Raw genomic sequence first — 19,376 nt, 5'->3', positions numbered from 1 at the left:
CACGTGGGCGGTCCGACGGTCCTCGTCGAGGTGGCCGGCTGGCGGCTGCTCACCGATCCGACCTTCGACCCGCCCGGTCGCCGCTGGTCGTTCGGCTGGGGCAGCTCCTCGCGGAAGCTGACCGGGCCGGCGCTCCCGGTCGCCGATGTCGGGCCGGTGGACGCCGTGCTGCTCACCCACGACCAGCACGGCGACAACCTCGACGAGGCGGGGCGGGCCCTGCTCGCGTCGGTGGACACCGTGGTCACCACGCCGTCGGCGGCGTCCCGGCTGGAGCGCCCGGCCGTCGGTCTCACCCCGTGGGCGACGACGGAGCTGGCGGCGCCGGGACGCCCGACGATCGAGGTCACGGCGACGCCGGCCCGGCACGGTCCACCGCTGAGCCGGCCGATCGTCGGGGACGCCACCGGCTTCGCGCTGCGCTGGCCCGGTCAGGACGACGGTGTGCTGTGGATCAGCGGGGACACGGTGCTCTTCGGCGGGCTCCGCGAGGTGGCGCGACGGCTGCGCGTGGACACCGCGCTGCTGCACCTCGGGCGCGTGCGGTTCGGCATCACGGGACCCGTGGACTACACGATGACCGCCCGCGACGCCGTGCGGCTGTGCCGGGAGCTGCGTCCCCGCGCCGTCGTCCCCGTGCACTACGAGGGGTGGTCCCACTTCACGGAGGGCAGGGAGGCCGCGGACCGGGAGTTCGCCCGGGCCCCGGACGTGCACCGGACGGTCCACTGGCTGCCCCTCGGCGTGGCCGTCGGCGCGGACGGCTGAGCCCGCGGGAGCAGAGAGGCCCTGGCCGGTGACCGGCCAGGGCCTCTCGACGTGGGGTGAGTGACGGGGCTCGAACCCGCGACACCCAGGATCACAACCTGGTGCTCTACCAGCTGAGCTACACCCACCGCGTGCTCCCGCGGCGACGTCACCCCGGGAACGGGGCAACGATACCCGAGCGGTTCAGGCGCCCGGCGCCGTGGGCGGCGTGGCGTCGCCCGCAGCCAGGACGGAGGCGAACGTCTCGGTCACCTGACCGGCCGCCGCCTGGGCCTCGGCCGAGGACGGGCCGGACCCGTCGACGAAGAGCGTCTTCCGGTAGTAGGCCAGTTCGCGGACCGACTCGATGATGTCGGCCAGCGCGCGGTGGGCCAGCCCCTTGGGCGGCTGGGCGAAGTAGACGCGGGGGAACCAGCGCCGGGCGAGCTCCTTCACCGAGGAGACGTCGACCATCCGGTAGTGCAGGTGGTCGTCGAGCTCGGGCATGTCGCGGGCGAGGAAGCCGCGGTCGGTGCCGATGGAGTTGCCGCACAGCGGGGCGGTCCGCCGGTCGGGCACGAAGCGCTTGACGTAGGCCAGCACCTGCTGCTCGGCCTCCGCGACGGTGAGGGTCGAGGCGCGGACGGCCTCGGTCAGCCCGGACTTGCGGTGCATCTCCTGGACGACGTCGACCATGCCGGCCAGCGCCTCGTCGTCGGCGTGGATCACGAGGTCCAGCCCGGGGTCGAGGACGTTGAGGTCGGAGTCGGTCACGAGGACGGCGACCTCGATCAGCTCGTCCTTCTGTAAGTCCAGCCCGGTCATCTCGCAGTCGATCCAGACCAGGTGTCCCGCACTCTCCGCCACGGGGCAGGACCCTACGCACCGCCCGTCCCGCGCGCCCCGCCTGCCCGCCCCTAGCGCATGCGCCGCGTCGGGACCACTCGGAGGGTCGGTTTCGCGACGCTGCGCGGTTACGCTCCCCGTGCCCCCACCCCGATCTGCAGGGAGCACCCCCGTGCCCAGCTCCGCGACCGCCGTCCGCACGGTTCCCGCGCCCCCCGGCTCGTTCGGCGCCGCCGCCCGTCACCCGTTCGCGACCCTGCGGTGGCTGTGGCTCGCCTACATGACCCCGGGGCGGCCCGGCCGGCCGACGGCGGAGCAGGAACTGCGGTGGATCTACACCGCCTGGCTCGGCGCCTTCCTGCTGAAGATGCTCGGCTCGTCGTGGGACGTCTCCTGGCACTTCAAGTGGCTGCGCGACGACCTGGCGCCGCCGCACCTGCTGAACTCCGCCGGCACCGCCGTGGTCATCGCGCTCGTCGTCTTCCACAGCTACAGCGGCTACGGCGTCGACCGCCGGGCGCTGCGCCTCATGCAGGTCGGCATCGCGACGTTCCTCGTCGCCATCCCGATCGACATCCTCAACCACCGAATCAACGGCCTGGACATCACCAGCTGGAGCCCCAGCCACGCGCTGCTCTACATCGGGACGGCGATCATGCTGGCCGGCGCGATCCGCGGCTGGTGGCTCTACGCCGCGCCGGGCCGGGTGCGCGACCTGGTGTCGCTGGGCCTGTGGCTGTTCTTCGTCGAGAACGTCGTCTTCCCCAACCAGCACCAGGAGTACGGCGTCCTGTCGCTGCGGGCCTACGACGCCGGCGAGACGACCGCCGAGCAGCAGCTGCTGGACTTCGCCGCCTCGCAGGGCCAGACGCCGACGATGTTCATGCTGCCGGTGCCCTCCTGGGTGCACCCGGCCTGGATCATCTGCGCCGGCCTGCTGTCGCTGGTCGTCGCCCGCAAGGTGGTCGGTCTGCGCTTCACGGCGACCACGGTCGTCGGCGTGTACCTGGCCTACCGCGCGGTGATGTGGCTGGCGCTGGTGGGCATGGGCTTCCCGGCCTCGGTGCTGCCGCTGGTGATGCTGGTCGGCGCGCTGTGCATCGACCTCGCCGTCACCTACGGCCTGCCCGGCTGGAGCGCCGCACCTGTCACGGCCCTGGCGGTCTACGGCGCCGGCTGGCTGCAGGACGCCGCCGACCTGCTGCCGCCGTGGAACTGGTCCTGGTGGTCGATCGCCCTCGTCGTCGCCTCCTTCACCGTGCTGTGGTCGGCGGTGGACGCGGTGGCGCGCAGCACCTGGTTCGCCGCCTGGCGGGAGCCGGTGGAGCCTTGCGCCGCCGAGGCGCCGGTCCCGGCCGCGGTGGGCGGCGCGTCCCTGCGCTGAGCGACGGACCGAGCCGTCACATGACGTAGCGTCGGAGCGCGCCCTGCCGGGCGGCCCGCCTCGCGTCGCGGTGCCCGAGCGCCCGCGCCCCCAGACCCGAGACCCGCCCGGAGGACGACGACGTGCTGGCCCTCACCCCCGAGCCGCTGAGGACGGCGGGGGAGCGTGCCGTCTTCGCCGAGCTCGCCCGGTGGGACACCGGCGGGACGGTGCGCTCGGCCATCGTGGCGTCGCTGCCGCTGGTCGACGGACCGATGGGTCGTCGGATCTCCGACGCCGTCCTCTTCGTGCCCGAGGGGCTCGCGGTGGTGCGCATCGCCGAGGTCCCGAAGCAGCGCGGCATCGTCACCGCGGTGCCCGAGGGCGCCTGGAGCATCGCGCCCGACGGCGGTCCCGGCGAGGTGCTGCAGATCGCCGGCGGCGGCTCCTCCCCGCTCGACGGGCTGATGCGCGCGGGCATGGACGCCGCACTCAAGCTGCGCCAGGCGGGTCTGGAGCCCGGGCGGATCGCGCGGCTCACGGTGCTCGTCGGCGACGTCACCGGCCTGCGGCCCGAGGACGGCGACCTCGGTGAGGGCGACCAGGTGGCCCTGCTCGACACCCGCTCGCTGCTGCTGGGGATCGCCCGCGCGGCGCACTACACCGGCGTCGCCAACCCCCGGTACTGGACGACCGCCGACGTGCGGACCGCACTGGAGGTCCTGGGCCTCCCCGGTCGCGGTCCCTCGGTGGAGGAGCTCAACGGCGAGGGCTTCCCGTACTCCCCGTACGTGCTGCGCCGCCGCGAGCTGCTCACGCCCGCCGCCATGAACGCCGCCTCGGCCGCCGAGCACGCCCCTCCCGTGGCCCCGCCGGCCCCCGCTGCGCCCCCGGTCGTGCCACCGGCCATCCCCGCGCCGGCCGTCCCGCCGGTCACCGGCGGCTTCGTGGCCCCGCACCCGGACGGCCCGCGGATCGACCCCGCAGCCGCCGCCGCGGTCGCCGCGGCCGCGATCCGGGCCGACGAGGCGGCCGCGGCCGCCCAGCAGCACGCAGCCACCGCACCGGCTCCCTCCGCTCCCGCTCCCCGGCCTCCGGTGCAGCAGGCGCCCGCTCCGGTGGCCCCGGCCCCGGTCGCGCGGGACGAGACCGACGGGATCGGCGGCCTGTTCGGCGCAGCCGACTCCACCGACCCCGGCGCGCCGGCCCAGCCCCCGACCCTGGTCGCGCCCACCGTGCCGACTGCCACGCGCTGGGAGCGGCCGCCGGGGATGCCGCTGGTGGTCGCCCGCCGGCGTCCGGACCGCACCCGGCGGCTGGCGCTGGCCGCTGCGGCCGCCGTCCTCGTCGTCGTCCTGCTGGTCGTGGCGATCTCGTTGCTGACCGGCGGCGACGACGACGGCGGGTCCGGTAGCGCGGACCCCTCTCCGACGACCGCCGCCCCGTCCGCCGCCGGCCCCTCCGCCGGCGAGCAGACGCCGCTGGACGACCTCACGTTCACCGCGCAGGTGGTGCAGCAGGACGACACCTGCGCCGACCACGCGTACGGCGACGTCGCGGACTTCTTCGCGGCGGGCGACTGCGCCGGGCTCGCGCGGGCGCTGTACTCCACCGAGGTCGACGGGCAGCCGGTCGTCGTCTCGATCGCCACCGTCGACATGGGCGACGCGGCCCGGGCCGGTGAGCTCAAGACGCTGGTGGACACCGACGGCAGCGGCAACGTGAACGACCTCCTGCGCGAGGGCGAGAGCTACCCGGGGGCGCCGGCGCGGCTGACCGGCGCCCAGTACGCCAGCTCTCCCGCGCAGGGTGGCGAGGTCACGATCGTGGAGACCGCCTGGGCCGGCCCGGGGAGCGGTTCGGCGCAGGACCTGGACCGGGTGGCCGGTCTCGCCCTCGCCCTGGAGATGCCCGACCCCACCCCCTGACCCCCTGGGGCATGGGTACCGATACCCCCTTCGCTGCGCGTCTCGACGCCGGTATCGGTACCCATGCCTAGGACGTCGCGGCGGCCTCGGCCATCGCGGTCAGGAGCTCGGCCATCCGCGCGCGGGGGAGCCGTCCACCGCTGTGCGGGGTCGAGTTGACCAGCCCGAACACCGCGTGCGCCCGCGCCCGGCAGGCCTCGACGCCGGCCGCGGGGTGCAGCGCGGTCAGCACGCCCACCCACACCTCGACGTAGCGCCGCTGCAGCCGGCGGACCTCGTGCGCGTCGGCGTCGGGGACGTTCTGCAGGTCGCGGTCCTGCACGGTGATCAGGGCGGGGTTGTCCAGCGCGAAGTCGACCTGGAAGGCGATCAGCGCCCGCAGCTGCGCCAGGGGGTCGGGGCCGGCCGCGGCGACCTCGGCGGTGCCGCCGGCCAGCAGTCGCTCGCTGATCCGCAGCAGCATCTCGGCCAGCATCGCGTCCTTGCTGGCGAAGTGGCGGTAGATGGCGGGGCCGGTGACGCCCACCGCGGCCCCGACGTCGTCCACACCCACGGCCCGTGACCCGCGCTCGGCGAAGAGCTGCGCCGCCGCCCGCAGGATCTGCTCGCGCCGGGACGGCCGGGTCGCGTCGGCATGCAGCGCGGTGTCTGCCTGCTGGACGGCGTCGGCCCTGGTCACGCGGGCGATGTTAACCGCCGTTGACCTCGCTGTGAACCGTCGTTAACCTCCGCGGGGTGGACGCCCCCGTGCTGACCCGCACCACCCCGTCCGATCCGGAGGCCGCCGCCCGCAACGCCGCGGCGCACGCCGACCTGACCGCCGACCTGCGCGACCAGCTGGCCCGCGTCGCCGAGGGCGGTGGTGAGCGGGCTCGAAAGCGGCACACCGACCGCGGCAAGCTGCTGCCCCGCGAGCGGGTCGACGCCCTGCTCGACCCCGGCAGCCGGTTCCTCGAGCTCTCGCCGCTGGCCGCGCACGGCATGTACGACGGCGACGCCCCCGGCGCGGGGATCGTGACCGGTGTGGGGCGGGTGGCCGGCCGCGAGTGCGTCGTCGTCGCCAACGACGCCACGGTCAAGGGCGGCACCTACTACCCGATGACGGTGAAGAAGCACCTGCGGGCGCAGGAGGTGGCGCTGCACAACCGGCTGCCCTGCCTCTACCTCGTCGACTCCGGCGGGGCGTTCCTCCCGATGCAGGACGAGGTCTTCCCCGACCGCGAGCACTTCGGCCGGATCTTCTACAACCAGGCGAACCTCTCCAAGGCCGGCATCCCGCAGCTGGCCGCCGTCCTCGGGTCGTGCACCGCCGGGGGCGCGTACGTGCCGGCGATGAGCGACGAGGCCGTCATCGTGCGGGACCAGGGGACGATCTTCCTCGGCGGGCCGCCGCTGGTCCGGGCCGCGACCGGCGAGGTGGTCACCGCCGAGGAGCTCGGCGGGGGAGACCTGCACTCCCGGGTCTCCGGGGTGACCGACCACCTGGCCGAGGACGACGCGCACGCGCTGCAGATCCTGCGCCAGATCGTCGGCACCCTGGGTCCCCGCGCACCGCGCCCGTGGGACGTCGAACCGGTCGCCGAGCCGCTGTACCCGCCGGAGTCGCTGTACGAGGTGGTGCCGACCGACCCGCGCACCCCCTACGACGTCCGCGAGGTCATCGCCCGGCTGGTCGACGGCAGCCGGTTCGCCGAGTTCAAGCCGCTGTACGGCCCGACGCTGGTCACCGGCTTCGCGCGGCTGCACGGCCACCCGGTCGGCATCGTCGCCAACAACGGCGTCCTGTTCGGGGAGTCGGCGCTCAAGGGAGCGCACTTCATCGAGCTGTGCGACCGCCGCTCCATCCCGCTGCTGTTCCTGCAGAACATCACCGGCTTCATGGTCGGCCGCGACTACGAGGCCGCCGGCATCGCCAAGCACGGCGCCAAGATGGTCACCGCGGTCGCCTGCGCGCGGGTGCCGAAGCTGACCGTCGTGATCGGCGGGTCGTTCGGCGCCGGGAACTACTCGATGTGCGGCCGGGCCTACTCGCCCCGGTTCCTGTTCACCTGGCCCAACGCCCGCATCTCGGTGATGGGCGGGGAGCAGGCGGCGTCCGTGCTGGCCACCGTGCGCCGCGAGGGCTTCGAGGCGCGCGGCGAGGACTGGCCGGCCGAGGACGAGGAGGCCTTCACGGCCCCCATCCGCGAGCAGTACGAGACGCAGGGCCACCCCTACTACGCCACCGCCCGCCTGTGGGACGACGGCGTGATCGACCCCGCGCAGACCCGCGCCGTGCTCGGCCTGGCGCTCTCCGCCGCGGCGAACGCACCCCTCGAGGACGTCGGCTACGGCGTCTTCCGGATGTGAGGACCTCGATGTTCGACACCGTCCTCGTCGCCAACCGGGGCGAGATCGCCGTCCGGGTCGTCCGCACGCTCCGGGCGATGGGCATCCGCTCGGTCGCCGTGTACTCCGACGCCGACGCCGGGGCGCTGCACACCCGGGTCGCCGACGTCGCCGTCCGCCTCGGCCCCGCACCCGCCGCCGAGAGCTACCTGTCGATCGAGCGGGTGGTGGAGGCCGCCGTGCGCACCGGCGCCCAGGCGGTGCACCCGGGCTACGGCTTCCTGTCCGAGAACGTCGACTTCGCCCGCGCGTGCGAGGCGGCGGGGATCGTCTTCATCGGCCCGCCGGTCGCCGCGATCGAGGCGATGGCCGACAAGATCCGCGCCAAGCAGACCGTGAGCGCCGCGGGCGTGCCGGTCGTCCCGGGCCGCACCGAGCCCGGCATGGACGACGCCGCGGTCGCCGCCGCCGCGGTCGAGGCCGGCTTCCCGGTGCTGCTCAAGCCCTCGGCGGGTGGGGGCGGCAAGGGCATGCGGGTGGTCCGGGACGCCACCGGGCTGCCCGAGCAGATCGCGGCCGCCCGCCGGGAGGCCCGCGGCTCGTTCGGCGACGACACCCTGCTGGTCGAGCGCTACATCGGCGCCGCCCGGCACATCGAGGTGCAGGTGCTCGGTGACGCGCACGGCGCCGTCGTCCACCTGGGCGAGCGGGAGTGCAGCCTCCAGCGGCGGCACCAGAAGGTGATCGAGGAGGCGCCGTCCCCGCTGCTGTCCTCGGCGCAGCGCGCGGCCATGGGCACCGCCGCGGTCGAGGCGGCCCGCGCCGTCGGCTACACCGGCGCCGGCACCGTCGAGTTCATCGTCGACGCCGAGCGCCCGGACGACTTCTTCTTCCTCGAGATGAACACCCGGCTCCAGGTGGAGCACCCGGTCACCGAGGCCGTCACCGGTCTGGACCTGGTGGAGCTGCAGCTGCGGGTGGCCGCCGGCGAGCCGCTGCCGTTCGGCCAGGACGACGTCCGGCTGGACGGGCACGCGATCGAGGCCCGCGTCTACGCCGAGGACCCGGCCCGCGGCTTCCTCCCGCAGAGCGGCACCGTGCTCGGGCTGCGCGAGCCGACCGGGCCGGGGGTGCGGGTGGACGGCTCGCTGGCGGCCGGCTCCGTCGTCGGCACCGACTACGACCCGATGCTGGCGAAGGTCGTCACGTGGGGGCCGGACCGGGAGACCGCCCGGACCCGGCTTCTCGCCGCGCTGGGCGGGGCGCAGGTGCTCGGCGTGCCGACCAACACCGCCTTCCTGCGGGCGCTGCTCGCCGATCCCGACGTGGCGGCCGGACGACTGGACACCGGGCTGATCGAGCGACGGGGCGCGTCGCTGACCGCGGCGGGCGAGGTGCCCGTCGACGCCCACGCCGCGGCCGCCCTGGCGCTGCTGCTCGAGGCGGAGCCGGGCGCCGCCGTCGTCGACCCCTGGGACGTGCCCGACGGGTGGCGGCTCGGCGAGCCGGCCTGGACGCTGCGCCGGCTGCAGGCCGCCGGCGGGGAGCCGGTCGAGGTCCGCGTGCGCGGTCGAGCCGCCGACGCGGAGGTGCGGGTGGGCGACGGCGACGCCGTCCGGGCCTCCGCGAGCCGGGCGGGGGACGAGCTGACCGTGACCCTCGACGGGACGACGGCCCGCTGGCTGCTCGCGCACGACGGCGGGACGGTCTGGCTCGCCGGCGGCGGGCACACCGTCGCGCTGCGCGAGCACGAGCGGCTGCACGCGGCGAGCGAGGGCGCGGCCGGCAGCGGCGTGGTGACCGCGCCCATGCCGGGCACGGTGACGGTCGTCCGCGCGGCGGTCGGCGACCGGGTGGAGGCGGGGACCCCGCTGCTGGTCGTCGAGGCGATGAAGATGGAGCACGTGCTGACCGCCCCCGTCGCGGGGACGGTCACCGAGCTCCCGGTGACGGCGGGCCGACCGGTCCGGCTGGACGAGCGGGTGGCCGTGGTGACCCCGTCGGCCCCCGAGGGGGAGTGAGGCGAGTGCTGGACTACCGGCTCGACGAGGAGACCGAAGCGCTGCGGACGACGGTCCGGGAGTTCGCCCGGGAGGTCGTGGCCCCGCAGATCGGGGAGTTCTACGAGCGCGACGAGTTCCCCACCGCGATCGTGCGGCAGATGGGGGAGCTCGGGCTGTTCGGCCTGCCCTTCCCCGAGGAGTACGGCGGGGGTGGCGGCACCTACTTCGATCTGTGCGTGGCGCTGGAGGAGCTGGGCCGGGTCGACAGCTCGGTGGCGATCACGCTCGAGGCGGGGGTGTCGCTGGGCGCGATGCCGATCTTCCGCTTCGGCAGCGAGGAGCAGAAGCAGCGCTGGCTGCCACGGCTGTGCTCGGGCCAGGCGCTGGCCGCCTTCGGGCTGACCGAGGCCGGCGGCGGGTCCGACGCCGGCGCCACCCGCACCACCGCCCGGCTGGACGGCGGCGAGTGGGTGCTGAACGGCAGCAAGTCCTTCATCACCAACTCCGGGACCGACCTCACCGAGCTGGTCACGGTGACCGCGGTGACCGGGACCCGCGCCGACGGCAGCAAGGAGATCTCCGCGATCGCCGTCCCGTCGGGAACGCCCGGCTTCGTCGTCGGCAAGCGGTACTCCAAGGTGGGGTGGAACGCCTCGGACACCCGGGAGCTGTCGTTCACCGACGTGCACGTGCCGGCGGAGAACCTGGTGGGGGAGCGGGGCCGCGGGTACGCGCAGTTCCTGTCGATCCTCGACGAGGGGCGGATCGCGATCTCCGCGCTGTCGGTGGGCCTGGCGCAGGGGTGCGTCGACGAGTCGGTGCGGTACGCCGGCGAGCGGGAGGCGTTCGGCCGGCCGATCGGCGCCAACCAGGCGATCCAGTTCATGATCGCCGACATGGAGGTGCGGGCCTCCACCGCGCGGCTGGCCTACTACCGGGCCGCCGAGCGGATGCTGCGCGGCGAGCCGTTCAAGCGCGAGGCGTCGATCGCCAAGCTCTACAGCTCCGAGGTGGCGATGGACAACGCCCGCGCCGCCACCCAGGTGCACGGCGGGTACGGGTTCATGAACGAGTACCCGGTCGGCCGCTTCTACCGCGACGCGAAGATCCTGGAGATCGGCGAGGGCACCAGCGAGGTGCAGCGGATGCTCATCGCCCGCGACCTCGGCGTCGGCTGACCCCCGGAGGAGATCCGTGGGCGTGACGCCCACGGATCTCCTCCACCCTCAGGCGGTCACGTCGACGAGGACCTTGCCGACGGCGCCGTCGGCGACCGCGCGGTGGGCGCCGGCGGTCTCCGCGAGCGGGAAGACGTGCAGCGGCAGGCCGGCCCCCTCCCCGACGCGGATGGCGCCGTCGAGCACCGCGGCGTTCACGTCCTCGACGCCGAGCACCTTGGACCGCTCCGGCTGGGTGTAGACGAGGACGAAGTTCCACCGGGCGTTCGGGCCCATCTGGGCGCGGACCGGGATGGTCACCTCCGCGCCGCCGTCGTCGGCGTACATGGCGACGGCGCCGTGCATGCCGACGACCTGCGCGTCGACGCCGGCGTTGCGGGCCGCGGAGACCTCGACGATCACGTCGACGCCCTTCGGCGCGACCTCGCGGACGACCGCGACGACGTCCTGCTGCCGGTAGTCCACGACGTGGTCGGCGCCCGCGGCGGCGGCCAGCTGGGCCTTGCGGGGGCTGCTCACGGTGGCGATCACGGTGGCGTCGGCCCACCGGGCGAGCTGGACGGCCGCGTTGCCGACCGCGCCGGCGCCGCCCTGCACCAGCACCGTCCGGCCGGTGAGCGCGCCCGGGCCGAGCCGGTCGGGCACCGACTCACCGAGGGTGAGGCAGCGGTGCGCGGTGAGGAAGGGGATGCCGAGCGCCGCGCCCAGCTCGAAGGAGGCGTCGGGACCGAGCAGCACGGCCTGCCGCAGGGGGACGACGGTGTACTCGGCCGCCGTCCCGTGCGGGCGCTGCCACGCGGCCTCCCACACCCACACGCGCTGGCCGAGCACCCCGGGGTCGACCCCCTGGCCGACGGCGTCGACCGTCCCGGCGCCGTCCTGCCCGGGGACCTGCGTGCCGCCGACGGGCGGCGTGCCCTGCCGGGACTTCCAGTCGGTGGGGTTGACGCCGGCCAGCGCCAGCCGGACGCGGACCTCGCCGGGGCCCGGGTCAGGGGTGGGGGAGTCGGTCAGCCGGAGGACCTCGGGTCCGCCGTTCTCGGTGTAGGTGATCGCGCGCACCGCCCCGCCGTACCCGCTGACCGCTCCCTCACGCCGTCCCCCGTCGGGGTGAGTGCGGTGGCCGGGCGCGCGAGTTCTCCCTGGTGGGGGTCGATGCAAGCGGGGTGAGCCCCCGACTGCCCGCACGCCTCGTGGCCCTCCTCCCGGAGGGGCGCGTGCTGCCCGACGACGTCTGGCACCGTCGGCACCGGATCGTCCTCACCGTCGCCGCGGCCCAGGCCGTCGCGCTGGGGTTCCTCGCGCTGGCCCTCGGTGAGGGGGCGGCCGCCGCGATGATGGAGACCGCAGCGGTCCTCTACCCGCTGGCCTTCGCGCTGCTCCCCGGGGCCGGGCGCACGCTGCGCGCGGGCGCGGCCACGTTGAGCCTGCTGGCCGCGTCGGTGCTGCTGGTCTACCTGATGGACGGGCAGACCGAGGCGCACTTCCACTTCTTCGTCGTCATCGGCCTGGTGTCGCTGTACCAGCACTGGGTGCCGTTCGGCGTGGCGCTGCTGGTCGTCGTCCTGCACCACGGGGTCCTCGGCACGCTGCTGCCGCACTCGGTGTTCGGGCACTCCGCGGCCCACCAGGACCCGTGGACGTGGGCGGGGATCCACGCGGCGTTCGTGCTCGCGGCGAGCCTGACCCACCTCGCCGCCTGGCGGCTCAACGAGCAGCAGGGGCTGCGCGACCCGCTGACCGGGCTCGCCAACCGCACGCTGCTCATGGAGACGACCGACCGGCTGCTCATCCGCACCTCCGGCGAGGTCAGCATGCTGTTCCTCGACCTGGACGACTTCAAGGACGTCAACGACTCCCGCGGCCACGCGGCCGGCGACATGCTGCTGGCCGAGATCGCCCGGCGGCTGAGCAGCTGCGTGCGGCCCAGCGACCAGGTGGCGCGGATCGGCGGCGACGAGTTCGCCGTCGTCGTCTCCGGGGGGCCCGAGATCGCGACCGCGATCGGGCAGCGGATGCTCGTCGCGCTGGCCGACCCCATGGTCATCGAGGGTCGCCCGCACGTGCCGCACGTGAGCATCGGGGCCGCGAGCACCACCTCCTCGCCCGAGCGGGACGCCGGGGTGCTGCTGCGCAACGCCGACCTGGCGATGTACATGGCCAAGGCCCTCGGCAAGAACCGGCTGGTCCACTACGCCGACGGCATGGCCCAGGCGGCCGAGGAGAAGGTCCGTCTGCTCGAGGACCTCGCCGGCGCCGTGGCCGGCGGCCAGCTGCGCGTGCACTACCAGCCCACCATCCGCCTGTCGGACGGGCGGACCACCGGGTACGAGGCGCTGCTGCGCTGGGAGCACCCGCAGCGCGGGCTCGTGCCGCCCGGCGAGTTCATCCCGCTCGCCGAGGAGGGCGGCCTGATCGTCGAGATCGGCCGCTGGGTTCTCGAGCAGGCCGTGCAGCAGGCCGTGGCGTGGTCCGCCGAGGCCGGCGAGCCCGTGGAGATGGCGGTGAACCTGTCGCCGCGGCAGCTGGCCGACGACGACGTCGTCGCGACCGTGCGCGACGTCCTGACGGCGAGCGGGCTCCCGGCCGGGCAGCTCACGCTCGAGGTCACCGAGGGCGTGCTCGTGCACGACATCGACGCCGTGATCGACCAGCTCCAGGCGCTGCGCCGGCTGGGCGTCCGGATCGCCATCGACGACTTCGGGACCGGCTACTCGAGCCTGTCCTACCTGCGCCGGCTCCCGGCCGACATCATCAAGATCGACCAGAGCTTCGTGCAGGACCTCGACGCCGGTGGCCGGTCGACCACGCTGGTCGCCTCGATCATCGAGCTGGCCCGCAGCCTTCGGCTGTCCGTGGTCGCCGAGGGCGTGGAGACCTCGCAGCAGAGCGCGGTGCTCACCGAACTCGCCTGCTCGCACGCCCAGGGCTACCTCTTCGGCCGTCCGCAGGCCGCCGGCTCCGAGTCGCTGCCCGCCGCGCCGGACGACCCGGCCGAGCTCTTCGCGCACTGACCCGATCCACCGCTCCAGGAGAAGCCATGACCACCACCGCGCCCCAGTACTCCTACGCCCCGCAGTCCGGCTGGGCGCCGGTGCCGCACTCGTCGCGGTTCGACCCGGCGCAGGTGTGGACGGTCGTCGTCGCCGTCCTGCTCGCCGTGGTCGCACTGACGATCGGGCTGTCCGTCGGCTCGTCCGACACCGGGTCGGACGACGACGTCGCGCGGCTCTTCGAGAGCGGCAGCGGCATCAGCATCAGCGAGCTCGAGCAGTACTCGGACTACTACGGCTACGACAGCTGTGAGTGGCCCGGCGACTGCTGACCCGCTACGGCGCCTCAGACCGGGGTGATGGACAGGCTGAGGTTGCGGCGGCCCTCGTCGGAGCGCGCCGTGGCCAGCCGCTCCGCTGATGGGGTGCCGTACTCGGTCGTCCGCTGACGGGCGGGCCGGCCGATCGAGGCGGCGATCGCCTCGAGCTCGGCGATGGTCTTCAGCGAGCCGTTCTCGCTGCCGGCCATCCGGCTGATCGTCTCCTCCATCAGCGTGCCGCCCAGGTCGTTGACGCCGCCCTGGAGCACGGCCTTCGTGCCGGCCTCGGCGAGCTTGACCCACGAGGTCTGGATGTTCGGGATGCGGCCGTGCAGCAGCAGTCGTGCCACCGCGTGGATCGCCCGGTTCTCCCGCACCGTCGGCCCCGGCCGCGCGACACCGGCGAGGTAGATCGGCGCGTTGTGGTGCACGAACGGCAGCAGCACGAACTCGGTGAAGCCGCCGGTCTCGTCCTGGATGGCGGCCAGCGTGCGCAGGTGCGCCACCCAGTGCGCGGGGGTGTCGACGTGGCCGTACATCATGGTCGACGTCGTCGGGATCCCGACGCGGTGCGCGGTCGAGATGATCTCCACCCACGTCGCGGCCGGGAGCTTGCCCTTGGTCAGCACCCAGCGGACGTCGTCGTCGAGGATCTCCGCCGCCGTCCCCGGGACGGAATCGAGCCCGGCCTCGCGAGCCGCCGTGAGGAACTCCTCGAACGACAGACCCGTCCGCGCCGAGCCGTTCACGATCTCCATCGGCGAGAACGCGTGCAGGTGGATGTCGGGCTGGCGCTTCTTCACCTCGCGCGCCAGGTCGAAGTAGGCGGTGCCCGGCGGGTCGGGGTGGATGCCGCCCTGCATGCAGATCTCGGTCGCGCCCGCGGCCCACGCGCGGTCCACCCGGTCGCCGACCTCGGTCAGCGACAGCGTGTACGCGTCGGCGTCGGTGCGCCGCTGGGCGAAGGCGCAGAACCGGCAGCCGGTGTAGCAGACGTTGGTGAAGTTGATGTTCCGGTTCACGACGTAGGTGACGTCGTCGCCGTTGACGTCCGTGCGCACGGCGTCGGCGAGCGCGGCGAGCGCTTCCAGGTCCGGGCCGTCGGCGCCGAGCAGCGCCAGGTACTCGGTGTCCGACAGCCCGGCGGGGTCGCGCTCGGCGTGCGCCAGGGCGGCGCGCACCTCGGGGTCGCCGGCGGCGATCGCGGTGGAGTGCCCGTCGCGGGCGCTGGTCGTGCGGTCGCGTAGCTCCGACCAGTCGCCGTAGACCGCGTCGAAGTCGCTGCGCCGGTCGTCGGTCCGACCGACGGTGTCGACCTCCACGTGCAGGTCGACCCGGCCGGACGACGTCCACGCCTCGTCCGGCTCCTGCCACGGCAACCCGGCCGGGATGCGGCCCTCGACGGCGAGCCCGTCCGGCCCGGCCAGCGCGGACACGTGCGGGCGCACCCGCGGGTCCAGCCACGGCTCGGGCTGCAGCACGTACGGGGGCTGGGCGGCCAGCCGCTCGCGCAGCGTCAGCCCGGCGTCTGCGGTCAGCTCGGCGAGCTTGTCGATGTTCGGCCAGGGCCGCTCGGGGTTCACGTGGTCCGGCGTGAGTGGCGAGACCCCGCCCCAGTCGTCGACGCCGGCGCGCAGCAGCAGCCCGAGCTCGGTGGAGTCCGACAGGTTCGGCGGCGCCTGGACCCGCGCCTTCGGCCCGAGCAGCAACCGGGTGACGGCGACGGCGGCGACGTACTCCTGCAGTTCCAGGTCGTCGGCGGCGGCCATCGCGGTCCGCGGCTTGGCGCGGAAGTTCTGGACGATCGTCTCCTGCACGTGCCCGTGCCGCTGGTGCGTGCCGCGGATCTGCAGGACGGCGTCGATGCGCTCGGCCGGCGTCTCGCCGATGCCCAGCAGCACGCCGGTGGTGAACGGGACGGCGGAGCGGCCGGCGTCCTCGAGCACCCGCAGCCGGACCGCGGGCTCCTTGTCCGGGGAGCCGAAGTGCGGGCCACCGGGCTGCGACCACAGCCGGGTCGCGGTGGTCTCCAGCATCATCCCCATCGACGCGGCGACGGGCTTGAGCCGCTGGATCTCCTCCCACGACAGCACGCCGGGGTTGAGGTGGGGGAGCAGCCCGGTCTCCTCCAGCACCCGGATCGCCATCGCCCGCAGGTAGCCCAGCGTCGAGTCGAACCCGTGCGCCTCCAGCCACTCGGCAGCCACCGGCCAGCGCGCCTCGGGACGGTCGCCGAGGGTGAACAGCGCCTCCTTGCACCCCATCGCCGCCCCCGCGCGGGCGATGTCGAGCACCTCGTCGGGGGAGAGGAACGGCGCCCTGCCCTCCGTGCGGAGCCGGCCCGGCGTGGTCACGAACGTGCAGTAGTGGCAGCGGTCGCGGCACAGGTGCGTGAGCGGGATGAACACCTTGCGGCTGTAGGTGACCACGCCCGGTCGGCCGGCCGACGCCAGGCCGGCGTCGCGGACGCGGGAGGCCGCGGTGAGCAGCCGGTCCAGCGGTTCCCCCTCGGCCAGGCCGCGCGCCGAGAGCAGCGCCTCGGCCTCGGCCGCGTCGAGCGCGACGCCTCGTTCCGCACGGGCGAGGGCGCGGCGGAGGGCGTGGCTGGGGGCACCGTCGGGCGCGGGCTGCGAACTCATGGCCCCTGCACGCTAACCCCGGGAGGTGTCCGGTCCGTTGCCCCGACCGGATCGCGGGGGACTTCCGCGCGCGAAATGCCCCGTCAGGACGGCGGAACGGGCACGTAACGGCCGCGGAAGCGCACCAGCGGGTCGCCCGAGGACGGCGGGACCGGCACGCCGACCACCTCCAGCAGCGCCAGCACGTGGTCCCCGGCCTCCACCACGCGCTCGAGCAGGCAGTCCAGCGCGACCAGACCGCCGTCGAGCACGATCGCCTCGCTCTCCGCCGCCCGCGACCACGGCACCGACTCGAGCAGGTGGCGGGCGCTGGGTCGGCCGGCCGAGGAGAACCGGCTGGCCAGGATCGCCTGCCCGGCGGCCAGGACGGTGATCCCGCACCGGCCGACGTCCTCCAGCACCTCGCGCGGGTACCCCGCGGCGGTCAGCCCGACCGCGACCAGCGGCGGGGTCGCGGACACGCTCATCACCGAGGAGACGGTGGTGCCCACGTCGTCGATGTCGTCGCGCACCGTCATCAGCGCGACGCCGGCGGCGTAGGAGCGCAGCGCGGCGGCGTACTCGGCGGGGTCGACCGGCGGCATGGCGGTCAGTCGACCACACCGGCGAGGATGGGCCGTGTGACCGAGGAGCGGACGTACGACGTCGTCGTGGTGGGGGCCGGCTCGACCGGTGAGAACGTGGCCGACATCGTCGTCCGCGGCGGGCTGTCCGCGGTGCTCGTGGAGGCCGAGCTCGTCGGCGGTGAGTGCTCCTACTGGGCCTGCATGCCGAGCAAGGCGCTGCTGCGCGGCACGGAGGCGATCTCCGCCGCGCGTGCCGTGTCCGGTGCTTCGGCCGCGGTCACCGGCGAGCAGGACGCCGCGGCGACCCTCGCCCGCCGCGACTCGTTCACCTCGAACTGGTCCGACGACTCGCAGGTCGAGTGGGTGCGCGGCGCCGGCATCGACCTGGTGCGCGGCAGTGCGCGCCTGGACGGCGAGCGCACCGTCGTCGTCACCGACGCCGAGGGCGCCGAGACCCGGCTGACCGCCACCCACGCGGTCGCGTTGTGCACCGGCTCCGAGGCGTCGGTCCCGCCGGTCGACGGGCTGCGCGACGTCGAGCCGTGGACCCCGCGGGACGCCACCAGCGCCAAGGAGGTGCCCGGCCGGCTCGTCGTGATCGGCGGCGGCTACGTCGGCTGCGAGATGGCCACGGCCTGGAGCGCGCTCGGTTCGACCGTCACGGTGATCGAGCGTGGGGAGCGGGTGCTGGGCGGTGCCGAGCCCGCGGCCGGGGACGCCGTCACCGCGGCGCTGCGCGCGGCCGGGGTCGACGTCCGGCTGCGGACCGCCGTGCAGTCCGCCCGGCGCGAGGGCGGCGAGGTCGTGGTCACGGTGGCCGCGGGCGACGGGCCGGCCGAGGAGATCCGCGGCGACCAGGTGCTCGTCGCCGCCGGCCGTCGCGCCCGCACCCACGACATCGGCCTGGAGACCGTGGGCCTCGAGGGCGAGGGCTTCCTCGACGTCGACGACACCCTGCAGGTCCGCGGCGTCCCGTGGCTCTACGGCGTGGGTGACGTGAACGGCCGCGCGCTCCTGACCCACATGGGCAAGTACCAGGCCCGCCAGGCCGGCGCCGCCATCGTCGCCCGGGCCACGGGGCAGGACGTGGACACCGCGGACTGGTCGCCCTTCGTCGCCACCGCCGACACCCACGCTGTGCCCTCGGTCGTCTTCACCGACCCGCAGGTGGCCAGCGTCGGCATGACCAGCACCAAGGCCGCCGAGTCCGGCCGCCCGCACCGGGTCGTGGAGTACCCGATCGGCTCGGTCGCCGGCGCCTCGGTGCACCGCGACGGCTACGAGGGGACGGCGATCGCGGTCGTCGACACCGAGCGCGAGGTGCTGCTGGGGGCGACCTTCGTCGGGTACGACGTCGCCGAGCTGCTTCACTCCGCGGTCATCGCGGTCGCCGGCGAGGTGCCGATCGCCCGACTGTGGCACGCCGTGCCGGCCTACCCGACGATCAGCGAGGTGTGGCTGCGGCTGCTGGAGACCTGGCGCGGCTGACTCACGGCAGCGGGAACGGCGCGTCCGCGGGCGCGGGCAGGTCGCCGTCCACGGTCGCGGTGACGGTCATCGACTCGAACCGCGCCACGCCGTCGAGCAGGGTGAGGAACGCGGTGTCCGCGGCGTCGCGGCCGGAGCAGATGCGCACCAGCGCGCCGGTCGGCGCCAGCCGCGTGGCGTCGACGACGCACCAGGTGCCGTCGACGTCGGCCTCGACGACCGCGTGGAAGTCCATCGGGTCCAGTCCGGGCGCGTAGACCGCGACCAGCCGGGCGGGCACCTCGAGGGCGCGCAGCAGCGTGGCGGTGAGGTGTGCGTAGTCCCGGCAGACGCCCTGGCCGAGCAGCAGCGTGTCGACGGCGGTGTCGACCGGCCGGCTCGCGCCCGACACGTAGCTCAGCCGGTCGTGCACCCAGGTCGCGACGGCACCGACCAGCTCCGCGCGCGGCAGCGTCCGGTCGAACTCGGCGGCGGCGTACCCCTCCAGCTGGTCCGACGGGCAGTAGCGGCTGGGCCGCAGCGCCTCGGCCCACGCCGCCGGGGTGACCGCCCGCGGCGGACCGGCCGGGTCGACGGCGGCCGTGTAGGCCACGGTCGTCGTCCCCGCGCGGAGCTCGACGCGGTGCACCCGGGCCTCGCCGACGGCGAACTCCTCGGGCTCCAGCGGCTCGCCGTCGCACAGCACGGTGAGCGTCTCCGTCAGCGGCGACGCGACCGCGACCTGCAGCAACGCCGTCGCGGGGCCGGTCGAGGAGACGGTCATGGTGGCGGCGACGTCGGTGGGCATGCGCGGCATCCTCACCCGCGCCGGGCCCGGTCGCCGGTCGGGAACGCGACCGTTCCCCAGACGTCATGCGCCGGTCACGCGGAGCGGACCTGAGGTGCTCCGCGCACGCTCGTGCTCTGCCCGCAGGGCGGGGCAGAGCACGAGCGAGCGAGGACCCAATCGCGGACCGGAGGGGTTGCACCGGTGTTGT

Annotated in this window: 15 protein-coding genes and 1 tRNA gene; 9 read left to right on the top strand and 7 right to left on the bottom strand. The window is 74.7% G+C overall.

Features of this window, described 5'->3' with window-relative positions:
* Nucleotides 1–3: 3 nt before the first annotated feature.
* Nucleotides 4–768 carry an MBL fold metallo-hydrolase gene (locus DQ240_RS08275; RefSeq protein WP_233498593.1) on the top strand — a complete coding sequence of 255 codons (765 nt, stop codon included), beginning with the start codon at nucleotides 4–6 and terminating at the stop codon, nucleotides 766–768.
* A gap of 52 nt (nucleotides 769–820) precedes the next feature.
* Here the strand turns inward: DQ240_RS08275 and DQ240_RS08270 are convergent.
* Nucleotides 821–896 (bottom strand) — tRNA-His (locus tag DQ240_RS08270).
* Nucleotides 897–951: 55 nt separating this feature from the next.
* Entirely contained in the window at nucleotides 952–1,614 is a 663-nt protein-coding gene (orn, locus tag DQ240_RS08265; protein WP_113839164.1) for an oligoribonuclease, read from the bottom strand.
* A gap of 151 nt (nucleotides 1,615–1,765) precedes the next feature.
* Between orn and DQ240_RS08260 the strand changes: the two genes are divergently transcribed.
* Entirely contained in the window at nucleotides 1,766–2,977 is a 1,212-nt protein-coding gene (locus tag DQ240_RS08260) for a hypothetical protein (RefSeq protein ID WP_113839163.1), read from the top strand.
* Nucleotides 2,978–3,099: 122 nt separating this feature from the next.
* Nucleotides 3,100–4,884 (top strand): hypothetical protein, encoded by a 1,785-nt coding sequence (locus tag DQ240_RS08255; RefSeq protein ID WP_113839162.1) that lies wholly within the window; start codon nucleotides 3,100–3,102, stop codon nucleotides 4,882–4,884.
* A gap of 67 nt (nucleotides 4,885–4,951) precedes the next feature.
* Here the strand turns inward: DQ240_RS08255 and DQ240_RS08250 are convergent, their stop codons facing one another.
* Nucleotides 4,952–5,563, bottom strand: coding sequence for a TetR/AcrR family transcriptional regulator (locus DQ240_RS08250; RefSeq protein ID WP_113839161.1), 612 nt, complete (start codon nucleotides 5,561–5,563; stop codon nucleotides 4,952–4,954).
* 56 nt (nucleotides 5,564–5,619) lie between these two features.
* Between DQ240_RS08250 and DQ240_RS08245 the strand changes: the two genes are divergently transcribed.
* Genes DQ240_RS08245 through DQ240_RS08235 form a run of 3 tightly spaced genes read left to right on the top strand, consistent with a single transcriptional unit; the run spans nucleotide 5,620 to nucleotide 10,393 of the window.
* Nucleotides 5,620–7,233: a carboxyl transferase domain-containing protein gene (locus DQ240_RS08245; protein ID WP_113839160.1), complete on the top strand. Its 1,614-nt coding sequence runs from the start codon at nucleotides 5,620–5,622 to the stop codon at nucleotides 7,231–7,233.
* Nucleotides 7,234–7,241: 8 nt separating this feature from the next.
* The gene (locus DQ240_RS08240; protein WP_113839159.1) at nucleotides 7,242–9,233 is read left to right on the top strand and encodes a biotin carboxylase N-terminal domain-containing protein; all 1,992 of its coding nucleotides are present in this window, start codon (nucleotides 7,242–7,244) and stop codon (nucleotides 9,231–9,233) included.
* A 5-nt stretch (nucleotides 9,234–9,238) separates the two neighbouring features.
* Nucleotides 9,239–10,393 (top strand): acyl-CoA dehydrogenase family protein, encoded by a 1,155-nt coding sequence (locus DQ240_RS08235; RefSeq protein ID WP_113839158.1) that lies wholly within the window; start codon nucleotides 9,239–9,241, stop codon nucleotides 10,391–10,393.
* A 48-nt stretch (nucleotides 10,394–10,441) separates the two neighbouring features.
* Here DQ240_RS08235 and DQ240_RS08230 read toward each other — a convergent pair whose 3' ends face one another.
* Nucleotides 10,442–11,455: an NADPH:quinone reductase gene (locus DQ240_RS08230; protein WP_113839157.1), complete on the bottom strand. Its 1,014-nt coding sequence runs from the start codon at nucleotides 11,453–11,455 to the stop codon at nucleotides 10,442–10,444.
* Between the two features lie 104 nt (nucleotides 11,456–11,559).
* On the opposite strand from DQ240_RS08230, the gene DQ240_RS08225 reads away from it, so the two are divergent.
* Nucleotides 11,560–13,407 (top strand): bifunctional diguanylate cyclase/phosphodiesterase, encoded by a 1,848-nt coding sequence (locus DQ240_RS08225; RefSeq protein WP_113839156.1) that lies wholly within the window; start codon nucleotides 11,560–11,562, stop codon nucleotides 13,405–13,407.
* A gap of 26 nt (nucleotides 13,408–13,433) precedes the next feature.
* Entirely contained in the window at nucleotides 13,434–13,718 is a 285-nt protein-coding gene (locus tag DQ240_RS08220) for a hypothetical protein (protein ID WP_113839155.1), read from the top strand.
* A gap of 14 nt (nucleotides 13,719–13,732) precedes the next feature.
* Here the strand turns inward: DQ240_RS08220 and DQ240_RS08215 are convergent, their stop codons facing one another.
* The gene (locus DQ240_RS08215) at nucleotides 13,733–16,345 is read right to left on the bottom strand and encodes a bifunctional FO biosynthesis protein CofGH (RefSeq protein WP_113839154.1); all 2,613 of its coding nucleotides are present in this window, start codon (nucleotides 16,343–16,345) and stop codon (nucleotides 13,733–13,735) included.
* An 83-nt stretch (nucleotides 16,346–16,428) separates the two neighbouring features.
* Nucleotides 16,429–16,929, bottom strand: coding sequence for a flavin reductase family protein (locus DQ240_RS08210; protein WP_113839153.1), 501 nt, complete (start codon nucleotides 16,927–16,929; stop codon nucleotides 16,429–16,431).
* A gap of 36 nt (nucleotides 16,930–16,965) precedes the next feature.
* Here DQ240_RS08210 and DQ240_RS08205 point away from each other — a divergent pair, with 36 nt between their 5' ends.
* Nucleotides 16,966–18,399: an NAD(P)/FAD-dependent oxidoreductase gene (locus tag DQ240_RS08205; RefSeq protein WP_233498592.1), complete on the top strand. Its 1,434-nt coding sequence runs from the start codon at nucleotides 16,966–16,968 to the stop codon at nucleotides 18,397–18,399.
* 1 nt (nucleotide 18,400) lies between these two features.
* Here DQ240_RS08205 and DQ240_RS08200 read toward each other — a convergent pair whose 3' ends face one another.
* Nucleotides 18,401–19,186, bottom strand: coding sequence for a transglutaminase family protein (locus tag DQ240_RS08200; RefSeq protein ID WP_199589171.1), 786 nt, complete (start codon nucleotides 19,184–19,186; stop codon nucleotides 18,401–18,403).
* Nucleotides 19,187–19,376 lie beyond the last annotated feature (190 nt).

Source organism: Blastococcus sp. TF02A-26 (genome assembly GCF_003319125.1).
GTDB lineage: Bacteria > Actinomycetota > Actinomycetes > Mycobacteriales > Geodermatophilaceae > Trujillonella.
The sequence above is the reverse complement of the archived record's forward strand: the minus strand, read 5'-3'. Positions and strand labels throughout refer to the sequence as shown.